The sequence below is a fragment of the Arthrobacter ulcerisalmonis genome, assembly GCF_900609065.1.
GTDB classification, from domain to species: domain Bacteria; phylum Actinomycetota; class Actinomycetes; order Actinomycetales; family Micrococcaceae; genus Arthrobacter; species Arthrobacter ulcerisalmonis.
This window is the reverse complement of the sequence record NZ_UXAU01000013.1, coordinates 75,565-90,908: the sequence shown is the minus strand read 5'-3', so window position 1 is coordinate 90,908 and position 15,344 is coordinate 75,565. Positions and strand designations below refer to the sequence as shown.

Sequence of the window (15,344 nt, the reverse complement as noted above, 5' to 3'; positions counted from 1 at the left end):
GGGGTCAGGCGGGAGCGTCCGCCATTTCCGTCTGTCGCTCAGCTACCAGCGTGGAGATGGCAGCAAACAACGGGTGCTCAGGCGCCAACCCGGTGACCTTGGTGGTGGCTTCCTCCGCCGTAGACGAGGCGAGGATCGACGCCAGTTCCGTGGCTTCGGCGTCAGCCGGATCGCTGAAGCGCAAGGCCGCGGCCATGGCACCCAGCAGCGCTTCGGGCACAATGCCCTGCTCGGCAAGCTGCGCAGCTGGGCCCACGAACCGCTCGTTCCGGCCGAGCTTGCGCAGTGGCGCCCGCCCCACCCGATTCACCGTGTCCGGCAGGTGCGGGTTGGAGAACCGGACCAGGATCTTCTGGACGTACGCCTCCTGCTCATCGGCGGCGAACCCGTGCCGCGACACCAGCAACTGCTTGGTCTCGGCCAGCACCGCGCGGACGTCTTCCGCCACATCCGGATCGGCCATGGCATCGGAAATCTTCTCCACCCCTGCCGCAGCACCAAAGTAGGCTGCAGCGGCGTGGCCCGTGTTGACGGTGAAGAGCTTCCGCTCGATGTACGGCGCCAGGTCCGCCACGAAGGTGGCACCCGGGATGGTCGGCACATTGCCCGCGAAGGCAGTGGTGTCGATAACCCACTCGTAGAACGTCTCCACCGTGACATCGAGCCCCTGGCCGGGAGCCTGATTGGGGACAATCCGGTCCACGGCGGTGTTGGCGAAGACCGCCCGCCCCGCCAGCGCACCGTCCGCGGCCTCGGGCCTGGCCGCAACCTCTGCGGCCAGGATATCCGTGGCGTTGATGGCGTTCTCGCAGGCCATCAACTGCAACGGTGCCAGGTCCGCGGACCGCGCGGCGAGCCCCTTGGCGATGGCAGGTGCCACGAACTTCAGGATGGAAGGCCCGACGGCGGTTGTCACCACGTCCGCGGAGGCAATCTCCGCGATCAGCTCGGCCTCTTGGCTGCCGGAGTTCACGGCGCGGAAGTTGTCCACCGTGTACACGGCCGGATTCTCGCCCACAGCGTGAACCTGGTAGCTGCTTGCCGCCGATAGCTGGTCGATCAAGGCGTCGGCAACGTCAGCAAACACCACCTCATAGCCGGCGTCGTGCAGCAGCAGCCCCACGAACCCGCGGCCGATGTTCCCGGCGCCAAAATGTACTGCCTTCACTATGAATTGACCTTTCCGAAGAGTTCCAGGACTTCCTCCACCGTGCCGGCAGCCTCAAGCTGTGCCACCTGCGCCTTGTCGGTGAAGACCTTGGCGATCGAGGACAGGATGTGCAGGTGTTCGTTGTTCACGCCGGCGACGCCCACCACGAACTTAACCTGCTTGCCGTTCCAGTCGATGCCTTCCGGGTAGCGGATCACCGAGACGGCGGACTTGATGATGTGGTCCTTGGCGGCGTTGGTGCCGTGCGGGATGGCGAGGAGGCTGCCCATGTACGTGGACACCGATTCTTCGCGCTCGTGCATGGCATCGATGTAGCCCTGGTCCACGGCGCCGCGAGCCAGCAAAAGCCTGCCCGCTTCGTCGATCGCTGCGTCCCGGGTGGTGGCCGTTCCGGTCAGGATCACACTCTCGGCAGCCAGGATGGTGCCAGCTCCTGCGGGTGTGGCATCCAGCGGAGCCGCGGCCGCGTGCGCACCGTGGCTGGTGGTCGCCGCCGGTTCGCTGACTGGCGTCGTACTCGCAGAGCCTACACCGGCAGCGCCTGCACCACCGGCGGCGAGGCTGCCGCCGTCGTTGGCATCGCCGTCGGCCGAATTGCTTGACCGGACCAGCTCCACGATCTCGTCGTAGCTGGGGCTGGACATGAAGTTATCCACGGAGAAGTGCCGTGCGCTGGCCGTAGCCGGCATGGCGCGTTCGGTCAGGTCCTGGTGGGTCACCACAATGTCGTAGGTGTCCTTAAGGTTGGCAATGGCCGAATTGGTGACCTTCACGTCCGGGAAGCCGGCCGCCTTGATCTTGTTCCGCAACACAGAGGCGCCCATGGCACTCGAGCCCATTCCGGCGTCGCACGCGAAGACCACGTTCCGGACCGGACCGGCGAGAACTGCCACGCCGCCGCCCGCTGAACCGCCCAAGTGACCGGAAATGGAGCTCTTCTTGCCCTTCATTTCCTCCATCTTGGAGGTGGCGGCGCTGAGGTCGCCGTCAGCCTCGCCCTTGTTCTTGGAGGTGCGCAGGATCAGCGCGGCCACCAGGAAGGAGACCACAGTTGCCAGCAGGACCGAGAGCGTGACGCCCACGTAGCTGTCGCTGGCCGCCTGGGCGTAGACGGCGATGATGGATCCTGGTGCCACCGGAGCCCGGAAGCCTGCGCCTGTCAGGGAGAGGGTGGCAATGCCCGTCATGCCGCCGGCGATCGCGGCGAGGATCAGGGCCGGCTTCATCAGGACGTACGGGAAGTAGATCTCGTGGATGCCACCGAAGAAGTGGATGATGGCTGCGCCGGGAGCCGATGCCTTGGCTGCACCGCGGCCAAACAGCATGAAGGCCAGCAAGATGCCCAGGCCCGGGCCGGGGTTGGCTTCAAGCAGGAAGAGGATGGACTTGCCATCCACCTGGGCCTGCTGGATGCCCAAGGGCGTCAGCACGCCGTGGTTGATGGCGTTGTTGAGGAAGAGAACCTTTGCGGGCTCGATGAAGATGCTGGTCAGGGGCAACAGGCCGTTGTTGACCAGGAACTCCACCACCTTGCCAGCGGCGTCGGTGAACGCTGCCACCAGCGGGGACACGGCGAAGAAGCCGATGAGCGCAAGGATGGCGCCCCAGATGCCAGCTGAGAAGTTATTGACCAACATCTCGAAGCCGGGGCGGATCTTGCCGTCCCACAGCGTGTCCAGCTTCTTCATGGTCCAGCCACCAAGAGGGCCCATGATCATGGCACCGATGAACATGGGGATGCCGGCACCAACAATCACACCCATGGTGCCGATGGCGCCCACCACGCCGCCGCGGACGTCGTGGACCATCTTGCCGCCGGTGTAACCGATCAGCAGCGGCAACAGATAGGTGATCATGGGGCCAACGATGCCCCCGTTGGGATCGCCATCAGCGTTGGTGCCGAAGCCGCCCAGTTCCGGAATAGGGATGTAACCCTTTTCGATGAACAGGGCGGTGATCAGGCCCCACGCGATGAACGCGCCAATGTTGGGCATGATCATGCCTGACAGGAACGTCCCGAACTTCTGGACGTGAACCCGCGCGCTGGTGCGGGGTTTTGCAACTGTCTCTGTTGCCATGTGATTTCCTAACCGTCGATCCTGCGACTTCGCAGGATGGTCCGTTTTTGCGAGGAGTACTGCTGGACGAGTGAACTAAATCCGCTGCTCAGGTGGCCGAACTGGCCGAAATCCGATGAAGCCATTCGAGGAAAAGTTTGAGTTCCGAGCTTGATAGTTGGTCTGAGTGCGAGGCCTGGAGTGCGGCATTCAAGGCGATCGCGGCCACCACTACCGAGGATTTCCCGGACTCCCCCGGTGCCGAATCTCCCGCAGGCTCGGCGGACACCGCAAAGATCATGGCGTCCCGGGTCATGATGGACAGTTCAAGGCTGCGCTCTTCGGCGGGGTCCGAGATCAACATCAACGTCACACCCACATTGGCCGCCAGGATGGACCTGGCCGCTTCCCGGGGCTGGACGTTGAGCTGACCGGCAACCGCCGCCTTATTCAACATCTCCTCCATCAACGCCTCGGCATCAGCAACGATGACGGGACGGTTCTCCGGACGGATGTTGCCAAACATCACCAAATACAGTTCCGGCTGCTGCAAACCGAACTGCACGTGGTTATCCCACATTCTCCGGATGTCCTCGAGAGGCTGCCCGGACGGCGCGAAATCCCTCTCCCGCGCCACATACTCTTCAAACCCTGCGGCCACCACGGCGTCAAAGAGGCCTTCCTTGTCGCCAAAGTGGTGATAAAGCGTAGGCGCCGTCACTCCTGCCAGCTGCGTGATCTGACGGGTAGAGACCGGAGCGCCCGCAGAGCTGGCCAGCAGCTCAGCAGCAGCACGAAGCAGCCGCAATTTGGGGGGAAGCTGGCCATTCAAACTCATAGCCGCTACCCTATCATCTATAGCATTGCTATATGAACTGAATCACATACAATTTTTTCAGGCTTGTTTCCCCGGCATGGCGCCGGACTTTTGACGGCCTGGCCACCGGCAGAAAACGAGGACCTTCAGTGCAGAATTTCCCAGGAGTGGGCGTCAGCCCTGGCCGCATCATCGGCACCATCCGGCAGATGCCCAAGCCAATCAGCGAGCCACCTGCGGGCGACCCCCTGGGAGCCGACACCACTGCCGAGGAAGCCACTGCCTCCCTTAAAGCTGCGGCCACCGCTGTTCACGACGAACTTCGTTCGCGCGCCGCAACGGCCAGCGGTGACGGTAAGGCTGTCCTGGAAGCCACCGCATTGATGGCCAAGGACACCATGCTGCTCAAGGGCGCCAGCAAACTGATTGCCCGCGGCACCTCGGCGCAGCGCGCCATCTGGGAATCCGGCGCCTCCGTCTCGGAGATGCTCCACAACCTGGGCGGCTACATGGCCGAGCGCGCCACCGACGTCCTGGACGTCCGGGCCCGCATCGTGGCCGAACTTCGGGGCGTCCCTGCGCCTGGCATCCCCACGGCCGCTGCTCCGTTCATCCTGGTCGCCGAGGACCTCGCGCCGGCAGATACTGCCACCCTTGATCCTGAAAAGGTGCTGGCCCTGGTCACCTCCGGCGGCGGACCGCAGTCGCACACAGCCATCATCGCCCGTTCGCTGGGCCTGCCCGCCGTCGTGGCTGCCGCAAAGGTTGACGAGCTGGCGGACGGCACCGAAGTCTATGTGGACGGCGCCGCCGGCACCATCAGCGTGGAACCGGACGCCGAACAGCGCGCCGCAGCGGAGGCCTGGGCCTCCAACGCCTCGCTCCTGGCGGTCTTCGACGGGACGGGCACGACGGCGGACGGGCACCTGGTCCCGCTGCTCGCCAACGTGGGTGGCGGCAAGGACGCCGTGGCAGCTGCCAAGCTCAACGCCCAGGGCGTTGGCCTCTTCCGGACCGAATTCTGCTTCCTGGAACGCGATACCGAGCCCACGGTGGACGAACAGGCTGCCGCCTACAAGAGCGTCTTCGACGCGTTCCCAGGCAAGAAAGTGGTGCTGCGGACCCTCGACGCCGGCGCCGACAAGCCGCTGCCCTTCCTCACCGACGCCACCGAACCCAACCCGGCCCTCGGCGTGCGCGGCTACCGCACAGACTTCACCACGCCCGGCGTGCTGGAGCGGCAGCTGCAGGCCATTGCCCGGGCCGAGCAGGAATCCGAGGCAGACGTCTGGGTCATGGCGCCCATGATCTCCACCGCCGAGGAAGCCGCGCACTTTGCTGGCATGTGCACGGCCGCAGGCATCAAGACTCCCGGCGTCATGGTCGAGGTCCCCTCGGCCGCGCTGACCGCCGAGGCCATCCTGCGCGAAGTTGGCTTCGCCAGCCTTGGCACCAACGACCTCACCCAGTACGCCATGGCCGCTGACCGCCAACTCGGTCCGCTGGCCAACCTCAATACCCCGTGGCAGCCCGCGGTCCTGCGGCTCGTGGGGCTGACTGTTGAAGGGTCCGCCGCGGAGGGCAACGCGAAGCCCGTGGGCGTCTGTGGTGAGGCAGCCGCGGACCCAGCCCTCGCCGTCGTCCTCACCGGCCTGGGCGTCACCACCCTGTCCATGACGGCCCGCTCTCTTGCGGCCGTTGCCGCCGTACTGAAGACCGTCACCTTGGCCGAAGCGCAGGAGCTGGCCAAGCTGGCCTTGTCCGCGCCGAACGCCACCGATGCCCGCGCGTGGGTCCGGGCCAAGCTGCCCATCCTGGAAGAGCTGGGCCTCTAGGCTTCCGTTCCTGCGGCCCCGGCGCCCGTACTGTTACGGGCAGGCCGGGGCCACTAGGCTTGCTCCATGGCCCTGATAGCTCCCCGCGTGACACCCGGATTGCCCGCCGACGACGCCCGCACCCTCTCGCGCGCCCTGCAGGACAGTGATGACATCACCGTCTTCGTGGATGGCACAGTGCACCGGTTGCCGGCCGAGGCGAGGGACGCCGTCGTCGACCTCCTGGCTCGATTGGGACGCAGCGAAACGGTGACCGTCAGCAGCGTGGAGGAGATGCTGACCACGTCCCGGGCCGCCGAACTGGCCGGCATCTCGCACACCTACCTGCGCAACATGACGGACCGGGGCGAAATCCCGGTGGAGTACCGCGGCACGCACCGACGGATCCGGCTGGCGGACGTCATGGCCTGGCTGGCGACGCAGGAAAAGTAACTTCCTGCTGGCTGATGACAGCTAGATTCTGGGCCGGCCGGCCCAGCGCCGCATTTTGAGCGCTGCCGAGAGCTCCAACCGGGGCATGCCCTTGAGCGGGTCAACGCCCAGGAGCTGCCGGATCCGGGCCAACCGGTTGTAGATGCTGCTGCGGTGCAGGTGGAGAGTGTCGGCGACGTCCTGGACTGCGCCGTCGTTGTCGTAGAGCAGCTCCAACACGGGAATCAGCTCATTGTTGCGGTCGTGGTCCGCGAGGATCTGGAAGTACACGGAGCCGGAGTCCAGCCATGCACCTGCGCCGCCACCCGCCGTCGCGAGCAGTTGGTAGACCCCTGTGGACCGGCAATCCACCAGCTCACCCAACCGCGGATCAACTGCTGCTGCCTGTGCTGCCATGCGGGATTGGCGGTAAGCCTCCGGCAGGCCGCGCGCCCGATCAAACCCTTCACTGATGCCCAGGATGATCCGGTCCACCGAACGGCCCGAACGTTTGGCCAACTCCAGTTGGTAGTGCACCAGGACCTGCGCGTGGCTGGCCCTGCCCGTGGACTCGCGAAACAGGACCACGGAGTGCGTTTCGGTCCCGGCACTGAACAGGGCGGCGTCCACGCCCACCGTCGATTGAAGCGCCGTGGACCTGTGGATCAACGTCGACGCCAGCGAATCCGGTCCACCAGCCCAGCCGTCGGCGTCGAGGACTGTGACCAGCTGCCACGGCCCCCGCCCCTGGACTTCTTTCCACCCAGAAACGGCACCGATGGCACCCGCTTCGCCCGCGCAGGCGGCAAGGAATTCGCGCTCCCTGCCGCGGCGGAACTCGGACTCGGCCGTGTTGGATTCCAGGAGCAGCCCGGACAACGTCTCCAGCTCATGGTTGACGCTGGGCAGCTGGGTGAGAACCGCCGTCGGGCTTTCCTCAGCCGAGTCATGCTGCACCCACAAGTAGCCCACGCGAAACCCGCGGACCAGCAGCGGCACGCAGACCCGGCCCAGCATCCCCAGCCCGGGGTTTGCGGGAATCACCACGGGACGGACGGCGGTGGCAATGCCGTGCGAGAGCTGCCAAGCGCTGACGTCCGCCGGCACCTTCTTGCTCAAGAGGAAATTCACCCGCACCCGGTCAGCGTGGGACTGATTGGAGCTGTAGGCCAAAAGCAGGCCATCAAGGTCTTCGAGGGACAGCCCTCGACCGAGCTTCTGGGCCACCTGCTCTACCAGTTGTTCAACACCTTGCTGCATGGACAAACAGTACTGCGAGCGCTCCCGGACGAACGAACATCAGGCGACACTTGCCGCCCCGCATCTCGACAAATGTCGATTACACGGCGCACAATTCCCCGACTTTGCAGGGATTTCCCCCGCACCTTCGATGGCACACATGTTGCCTTGCTCACAACCGGATTTATCGTTGAATGACAGCAATCGTCCCAACTTTTCCGGCGTATCCCGTCGAGAACCTGGAGCTTCCCGTGATCATCGGTGTCCCGAAAGAAATCAAGAACAACGAATTCCGCGTAGCCATCACTGCTGCTGGCGTGCACGAGTTCCAGAGCCACGGCCACACGGTCCTGGTGGAACGCGGCGCTGGCTTGGGTTCCGGCATTACCGACGAGGAATACGCCATTGCGGGTGCCGAGATCGTGGCCGACGCGGATGACGTGTGGGGCCGCGCGGACATGGTCATGAAGGTCAAGGAACCGATCGCCGCCGAATACCACCGTTTCCGCAAGGGTTTGATCCTCTTCACCTACCTGCACCTGGCCGCCGAGCCGGAACTCACCCGTGAGCTCATCAACTCCGGCGTCACGGCCATCGCCTACGAGACCGTCCAGGACGGCCGCGCGCTGCCGCTGCTGGCGCCGATGTCCGAGGTTGCTGGCCGACTGTCGGTCCAGGTGGGTGCCGCATCACTGATGGCTCCGGCCGGCGGCAAGGGCGTCTTGCTGGGCGGCGTTCCGGGCGTCCGCCCCGCCAAGGTTGTTGTGTTGGGCGCTGGCGTGGCCGGTACCAACGCTGCTGCGATGGCTTTGGGCTTGGGCGCAGACGTCACCATCTTGGACATCAACATCAACCGGCTCCGTGAACTCGATGCCCTGTACCAGGGCCGGCTCAAGACGGTCGCGTCCAACAAGTACGAGATCGAGAAGTCAGTGGTGGACGCCGACCTGGTCATCGGTTCCGTGCTGATCCCCGGCGCCAAGGCTCCCAAGCTGGTCACCAACGCCTTGGTGGCGAAGATGAAGCCGGGCTCGGTTCTGGTGGACATCGCCGTGGACCAGGGCGGCTGCTTCGAGGACACCCACCCCACCACGCACCAGGAACCCACCTACCGGGTCCACAACAGCATCTTCTACTGCGTGGCCAACATGCCCGGTGCCGTTCCCAACACCTCCACCTACGCCCTGACCAACGTCACGCTGCGGTACGCGGTGTCCCTGGCCAACCTGGGCGTCAAGGCTGCCTTCGACCGCGACCCGTCCCTCGCCGCCGGCCTGAACATCGCCGCAGGTCACGTGACGCACCACTCGGTCTCGGAAGCGCACAACCTGCCGCTGACCTCTGACTGGCACGAGCTCGTTTCCGCCTAGGTTCCCTTAAGATCGTCCTGCTGCGCCGGACGACAGGCATCCTCTGCGTGCTGCTCCTTCGTCGCTTTGACGCACGCTGCCAAATGTCTGTCGTTCGGCGTTCGGATTCTTCGGGCACCTACGAGGCGAGCGTCCGCGCCCTTTCTATTATCTTGAGGACCGCCACTGCGTCCTCTGGGTCTACCGGGAGGGGCCGGGGCGATGCCGTGCCGCCGTCGAGGATCTTCGCGGCGAGGAGCCGGTAAAACTCCGGATAGTTTCCCCGCTGGGTGGGCAGGGGCTGCAGCTGGCCATCACGGCCCAGCAGCCCTGCCCACTCGCTCGCCTCAACGCCGTAGTCGGCGTCCAAGGGGCTGCCACCAGCGCGGACGTAGGGCTCCTGCGGATCGATGCCATGTTTGGTGAAGCCACCAGCGCTGCCCAGGATCCTGAAGCGTGGGCCCTGCTGGGCGCAGAGCGCGTTCATGGACAGGTGGCTGCGGACGCCGGACTCATGCCGAAGGACCAGGAACACATCATCGTCCGCTTTCTCGTCCGCACGGTGGATCCGAAGTTCGGCGTGGTCCACCTGCGCCGGCCCAAACAGCTGGATCGCCTGGTCAATGAGGTGCGAGCCCAGATCAAACAGCAGGCCGCCACCCTCCGCAGCCGTTGCACTGGCTTTCCAGGCCTTGGCGATGTCCGGGGACCACCGCTCAAAGCTGGACTCGAATCGGTACACCTCCCCCACGGCCTTGCTCGCCAGCAACTGTTGAACGGTCAGGAAGTCCCCATCCCAGCGCCGGTTGTGGAACACCGTCAGCACCCGGCCCAGCTCTGCAGCCAAGGCAATCAGCTCTTCACCCTCGGCACTGCTGACGGCAAACGGCTTATCCACGACGACGTCCAGGCCAGCTTCCAGCGCGGCCTTCGCCAGCGGAAAGTGGGTGGCCGGTGGGGTCCCGATCACCACGAGGTCCAACCGTTCGGCGAGTGCCAGCACTTCTGCACCGTCACTAACGATCGTGGCACCCGGGTGGCTGGCTGAAGCGGCGGCCCGTCTGCCGGCGTCGGACGTGGCAATCACGTCCAGCGAGTATGCGGTGTCCGCGGCGATCAGTGGCGCGTGGAACGACCTGCCGGAGAGGCCGAACCCGATGATGGCCGTACGGATGTGCCGCGAAGGTTCTGCGGCGGTCGGGGCAGGTTCTGCGGCGGCAGCTGCGGCGGTCGGGGCAGGTTGGCTGGGCGTCATTGGAATGACGGTACCGGGCGCTGTGGATCGGCACCACCGGCGAAACCCTCCCGGAGCTATGACGGCGAAACTAACAGCCTTCCCGGAGCTCTCGGCCTTAAACACCGAACCCTCCCGGACCTTTAGCCGGGAACGCCGAATCGCTCCCCCACCTTGGTGAGAGAGCGATTCAGTGTGTTGCGATGAACTCCGGGAGGGTTACCGTCCCAGCCGTAAGAACTCCGGGAGGGTTACTTCTTTTCCCAGCCGATGGTGGTCCAGTCCGGCACCTGCGAGGTGCTGGAGAACAGCGACGGACCGTAGTTGGCCAGGCCGGTGCGGACAAACGAGATCTGCGGGCCGTTGAACAGGACACCCATGGAGTAGTACTTGGCCATGTGCTCCTTCTCGACGTCCATGGCGGCCTTGTTGCGTGCCGCGTTGTCCTCAATCGCTGCAAGGTCGGCGATCTTCTTGTCCAGGTCAGCGTCGCCCAGCTTGTTTTCGTTGGTCTTGGAGTCGTAGTACTGCTTCACGGCATCGGTGGCGTCGGGGCCAACAGTGTAACCGGAGATGCTCAGGTCAAACTCGCGGCTGCCAAGTACCTTGCCGAAGTCGGCGGAAGCGCGCTGGTCGATGCCAACATCCATGCCTGCGGCCTGAAGCTGCTTCTGCAGGGTCTGGGTGACCGCGAGGGTGGTGGGATCATCACCGAAGTTGCTGATCTTGAAGGCGACGGTCTTGCCGTCCTTTTCCATCACACCGCTGGCGTTGGGAGCGTAGCCCGCGTCGGTGAGAACCTTCTTGGCAGCGTCAGTACCGGTCTCCTTGACCGGGTAGTTGTCCTGGTAGTACTCGGAGAACGGCAGCAGCATCATGGAACCCGAGCTGGGCTCTTCCCAGTTCAGGCCGTTGAAGCGCACGTTCCGCAGTGCCGGACGGTCCACGGCGGCGAAGACTGCCTTGCGCACGTCCACATCGGTGATGCGCTGGGCGTTCATGTTCAACCCACCCGCAAAGAGGCGCTGGCCGCGGCGGATGTCAGCGTCCTTGGTGCCTTCAACCTGCTTGTACAAGGAGATGGTGTTGGTGGAAACCGCATCGATTTCGCCGTTCTTGAAGGCGGCAACCTGAGCGCTGGTTTCCAGCTGGCGGAAGGTGACGTTGGCGAGCACCGGCTTGGCGCCCCACCACTTGTCATTGGGTACCAGGGTTACCGTCTTGGCGGCGGTGTCGTACTGGTCGAGCTTGAACGGACCGGCCATCCACTCGGGGTGCATGTCGCCGTTGAAGCCCTCGTTGAACAGCTCAGGAGTGTTCACGGCCGGGTGGATCAGGCCGAAGAAGAGCGAATCAACCGGGAAGACCGGCTGGGAGGTCTTGACGATGACTTCTTTGTCGTTGCTGCCAGCCTCGACGGACTCCACGAAGCCGTAGGCACCGGAGCTGACAATGTCGTAGCCGGCGTCCGGGCTCTTGAGGATGTTCCAGGTGTTCTTGAAGGCCTTGACGTCAATGGGCGTGCCGTCGTTGTAGGTGGCCTTGTCGTTGACCTTGATGGTGATGGTCTGTTTGCCGTCGGTGACCTTGCTGTCCACCGATTCGCAGAAGTCGGTGTTCGGCGTGACCTTGCCAATGAAGTCGACCTTCCAGCAGCCGCCAATGCCGCCGCTGTTCATGGCCACCGGGTTCATGGGGATCTGCAGGGCAGAGTTGTCTGCGCTGTTGCCGTTGTTGGAGAAACCGTTGAAGTCCGGGCCAATGTTGCCCAGCGGCAGGGTAACTTTGCCGCCCTGTTCAAGATCCGCCGCCGGCTTTTCATTGACGCTGATGAGCTTGGACAGGTCACTGCCCGCATCTTGCCCTTTGCCCGCGTCAGGGCCTGTGGAGCCGCCACCGCCACACGCGGTCAGGGCCAGCGCAGCAGCAATAGCTGCGGCGCCACCGATCTTGTTCAGGTTCCTCATGATTTTCCCTTCATTGGTGCACTGGTGGTGCTGGTGATGGAGCGAGTAACTCTAGGGGGCATGGTGGTCCGCCTCGTCGTGGACCACCAGCATGTCTTCGTCCAGTTCCCCGTCGGGGTAGAAGCAGGCGAACTGCTGGTCCAAGGGGTCTGGATTGGCTTCGAGGGCCTGATTGGCCGACGACGGCGCTGCTGCTTCCAGCGGCGGCTCGAGGGTGAGGCAGTTTTCCTGCTTCGCCGCTGGCAGCGCTGCGAACACCGGACAGCGGGTGGCAAAGTTGCAGCCCTTGGGTGCTTCCAGCGGCGAAGGGAGGTCGCCTTTGAGGATGATCCGTTCGCGGGTGCGTTCCACCTGCGGATCGGGGACCGGGATGGCCGAGAGCAGTGCGCGGGTGTAGGGGTGCCGCGGGTTGTCGAAGACCCTGTCAACGTCGCCGATCTCAACGATCTTCCCGAGGTACATCACTGCGACGCGGTTGGAGATGTGCCGGACCACGGAGAGGTCGTGGGCCACCATCAGGTAGCTGAGGCCCAGTTCGGCGCGAAGCTGGTCCAAAAGGTTGATGACACCGGCCTGCACTGAGACGTCCAGGGCGGAGACGGGTTCGTCCAGGACCACCAGTTTGGGGTTGACGGCGAGCGCCCGGGCAATGCCAATGCGTTGCCGCTGTCCACCGGAGAACTGGTTGGGGAAGCGGTTCACATGGTCTGGCTGCAAGCCCACCAGGCGCATGAGTTCCATGATCCGCTTCCGGATGGCGGCTTTCTCCAGGCCGGCGTTCTGCAGCGGTTCCGCGAGGACCTCGTAGACGGTGAAGCGCGGATCCAGGGCCCCGGTGGGGTCCTGGAAGACCATCTGCAGTTCGCGGCGCATGGCGCTTTTGGTCTTGGCATCAACGGCCTTCTTGTTGCTGATGCCACCGATGATCACCTCGCCATCCTGGTCCTTGTGGAACTCCATGATTTCGAGGAGGGTGGTGGTTTTGCCGGAGCCGGATTCGCCCACGATCGAGAAGCATTCGCCCTCACGGATGTCGAAGCTGAGGCCGTCCACGGCCTTCACCGTCCCGATCCGCTTCTTGATCAGCGCGCCCCTGGTCAGCGGGAAATGCTTACGGACATCCTTGAGTTCCAGCACCGCAGGGCGTTCGTCGCGTGGAATCGCATCGAAGCGTGACACGGGTACTGGCGGCGCCGAGAAGATCTGGTGGCCGTCAGCATCGGCACCGAGGGCGCTGGATTTGATGCACGCAGCACTGTGCGGGCCACTGCCGGACACGGGCAGCAGCGCGGGCTCGCCATCGAGGCAAGCCTCGGTGGCCAGCGGGCAGCGAGGCGCGAAGGAGCAGCCAGTCGGGGCTTGCGTGAGGTTCGGCGGAATGCCCTCAATGGGGATCAGGGAGGACTTTTCCGTGATGTCCACCCGCGGCACGGCGCCAAGGAGTCCCAGGGTGTAGGGCATCCGCGGGTTGTAGTAGATCTCTTCGACGGCACCGGTTTCCACGGGACGCCCGGCGTACATGACCATGATGTCGTCGGCCATGCCGGCCACCACACCCAGGTCGTGGGTAATCATCACCACTGCCGCGCCAGTCTCCTCCTGCGCCTTGTGCAGGACTTCCAGGACCTGGGCCTGGATGGTGACGTCCAGGGCAGTGGTGGGCTCGTCCGCAATAAGGACGCGCGGATTGTTGGCGATAGCGATCGCAATCATGACGCGCTGCCGCATGCCGCCGGAGAACTCGTGCGGGAAGGCCCGCAGCCGCTCCTTGGGGCTGGGGATTCCCACCATGGCCAGAAGCTCGACGGCGCGTGCTTCCTTGGCTGCCTTGCTCATGGTGGGGTTGTGGATGGTCAGCGCCTCAATGATCTGCGCTCCCACGGTATACACGGGGGTCAGCGATGAGAGCGGGTCTTGGAACACCATGGCCAACTCGTTGCCGCGGTACTCACACATGGCCTTGTCACTGAGGCCCAAGAGTTCCTTGCCATTCAGCCGGACGGAACCGGCTACTTCCGCGGTGTCCGGCAGCAGCCCCATGATGGCCAACGAGGTGACCGACTTGCCGGAGCCGGACTCGCCCACAATGCCCAGCGTCCTGCCCGGCATCAGGTCAAAATCCACCCCGCGGACGGCGTGCATCACACCATTTTCAGAGCTGAACCTGACGTTGAGGTCGCGGACGGACAAGATGGCGTCCGTAGGGGCGTGCAGGCCTGCAACATGCAGCCGCTCCACAGCAGACTGCGTGGGCTCGACGGCGCCAGTGGTCGTTTCGCTGCTCATCGCTTCACCATTCCCGCACGGTTCTTTCGTTTCGCTTTGCCCCCGGAACCCGAGCTCGGGTCAAAAGCATCCCGCAGGCCATCGTTCATCATGGCCAGCGATCCGGTGAGGAGGAACATCACCGTCAGGGGCACCCAGAACATCCACGGAAAGGTCTGGACCTGGGACGTGGCCTGGCCGATGAGAACACCGAGGCTGACGTCCGGAATCTTGATGCCAATGCCGATGAAGGAAAAGGCGACCTCAGCCAGGATGGCCCCCGTGACGCCTCGAGTGATATCGAGGACCAGCAGTGAACCAATATTGGGGACCAGGTGCCGCCAGACGATGCGCCGTGGCGGTACGCCCATGTACTGGGCTGCCTTCACGAAGTCCCGTTGCATCAGGGACATCGACATTGAGCGGATCAGGCGGGCGGTTCCCATCCAGCTAAAGACGAGCAACACGACGATCAGCAGGAGCCAGGACGGCAGGTTCTGCTTGATGGTGGAGCCACCACCGCTGCTGGTAGCTACCGCCACCACCAAGAGAGCCGGCATCATGATCAGGGCCTCGAGGATGAAGAGCATTGTCTTATCCACCTTGCCGCCGAAATACGCCATGGTGCAGCCGTAGACCGCCGCGATGAGGACGGACACCAGCCCCACGATCAAGCCGATCAGGATCGAAATCCGGGTACCTTCGACGGTCATGGCGTACAGGTCGATGCCAGCCTGGGAAGTGCCCAGGTAGTGGTCGGCTGAGGGTGGCATGCCGATGTTGAAGGGGTCGATGGTCTCTTTGTCCCACGTGGTGAACCAGCCACCCACAAAGGAGAAGATCGTCAAGGCGAGGAAGATGACCAGCCCGGCAACGGCCGTCTTGTTGCGCATGAAACGGCGGAAAATGATGGTCGACTTGCCAATGACGACGTCGGCGCCCTCAAGGTGCGCTTCCTGGGCAACCGCCGCTGGGTCTACTGCGTTGAGGTTGGTCATG

At 64.3% G+C, this 15,344-nt stretch carries 11 protein-coding genes; 3 read left to right on the top strand and 8 right to left on the bottom strand.

The genetic code is table 11. From position 1 onward, the window contains the following. Window positions 1–4: 4 nt before the first annotated feature. The 3 genes from PSET11_RS03810 to PSET11_RS03800 form a co-directional block, all read right to left on the bottom strand. The gene (locus PSET11_RS03810) at window positions 5–1,168 is read right to left on the bottom strand and encodes a mannitol-1-phosphate 5-dehydrogenase (RefSeq protein WP_124090790.1); all 1,164 of its coding nucleotides are present in this window, start codon (window positions 1,166–1,168) and stop codon (window positions 5–7) included. Beyond that, window positions 1,168–3,249 (bottom strand): PTS mannitol transporter subunit IICBA, encoded by a 2,082-nt coding sequence (locus tag PSET11_RS03805; protein ID WP_124090789.1) that lies wholly within the window; start codon window positions 3,247–3,249, stop codon window positions 1,168–1,170. Before PSET11_RS03805 ends, PSET11_RS03810 begins: the two co-directional genes overlap by 1 nt. 88 nt (window positions 3,250–3,337) lie before the next feature. Continuing rightward, window positions 3,338–4,066, bottom strand: a complete 729-nt coding sequence (locus PSET11_RS03800) for a TetR/AcrR family transcriptional regulator (RefSeq protein WP_124090788.1) — start codon at window positions 4,064–4,066, stop codon at window positions 3,338–3,340. A gap of 128 nt (window positions 4,067–4,194) precedes the next feature. Here PSET11_RS03800 and ptsP point away from each other — a divergent pair, with 128 nt between their 5' ends. Continuing rightward, on the top strand, window positions 4,195–5,880 hold the full coding sequence (gene ptsP, locus PSET11_RS03795; RefSeq protein WP_124090787.1) for a phosphoenolpyruvate--protein phosphotransferase: 1,686 nt from the start codon (window positions 4,195–4,197) through the stop codon (window positions 5,878–5,880). A 66-nt stretch (window positions 5,881–5,946) separates the two neighbouring features. Further along, the gene (locus tag PSET11_RS03790; protein ID WP_124090786.1) at window positions 5,947–6,312 is read left to right on the top strand and encodes a helix-turn-helix domain-containing protein; all 366 of its coding nucleotides are present in this window, start codon (window positions 5,947–5,949) and stop codon (window positions 6,310–6,312) included. A gap of 21 nt (window positions 6,313–6,333) precedes the next feature. Here PSET11_RS03790 and PSET11_RS03785 read toward each other — a convergent pair whose 3' ends face one another. Next, window positions 6,334–7,551 (bottom strand): PucR family transcriptional regulator, encoded by a 1,218-nt coding sequence (locus PSET11_RS03785; RefSeq protein WP_124090785.1) that lies wholly within the window; start codon window positions 7,549–7,551, stop codon window positions 6,334–6,336. Between the two features lie 230 nt (window positions 7,552–7,781). On the opposite strand from PSET11_RS03785, the gene ald reads away from it, so the two are divergent. Next, window positions 7,782–8,900 carry an alanine dehydrogenase gene (gene ald, locus PSET11_RS03780; protein WP_124090842.1) on the top strand — a complete coding sequence of 373 codons (1,119 nt, stop codon included), beginning with the start codon at window positions 7,782–7,784 and terminating at the stop codon, window positions 8,898–8,900. Window positions 8,901–9,018: 118 nt separating this feature from the next. Here the strand turns inward: ald and PSET11_RS03775 are convergent, their stop codons facing one another. The 4 genes from PSET11_RS03775 to PSET11_RS03760 form a co-directional block, all read right to left on the bottom strand. Beyond that, entirely contained in the window at window positions 9,019–10,134 is a 1,116-nt protein-coding gene (locus PSET11_RS03775) for a Gfo/Idh/MocA family protein (RefSeq protein ID WP_124090784.1), read from the bottom strand. Between the two features lie 230 nt (window positions 10,135–10,364). Next, a complete protein-coding gene (locus PSET11_RS03770; protein WP_124090783.1) occupies window positions 10,365–12,080 on the bottom strand; it encodes an ABC transporter family substrate-binding protein in 1,716 nt (571 codons plus the stop codon). 51 nt (window positions 12,081–12,131) lie between these two features. Further along, window positions 12,132–14,366: an ABC transporter ATP-binding protein gene (locus tag PSET11_RS03765; protein WP_124090782.1), complete on the bottom strand. Its 2,235-nt coding sequence runs from the start codon at window positions 14,364–14,366 to the stop codon at window positions 12,132–12,134. After that, the gene (locus PSET11_RS03760) at window positions 14,363–15,343 is read right to left on the bottom strand and encodes an ABC transporter permease (protein WP_124090781.1); all 981 of its coding nucleotides are present in this window, start codon (window positions 15,341–15,343) and stop codon (window positions 14,363–14,365) included. The genes PSET11_RS03765 and PSET11_RS03760 overlap by 4 nt, the downstream gene beginning before the upstream one ends. Window position 15,344 lies beyond the last annotated feature (1 nt).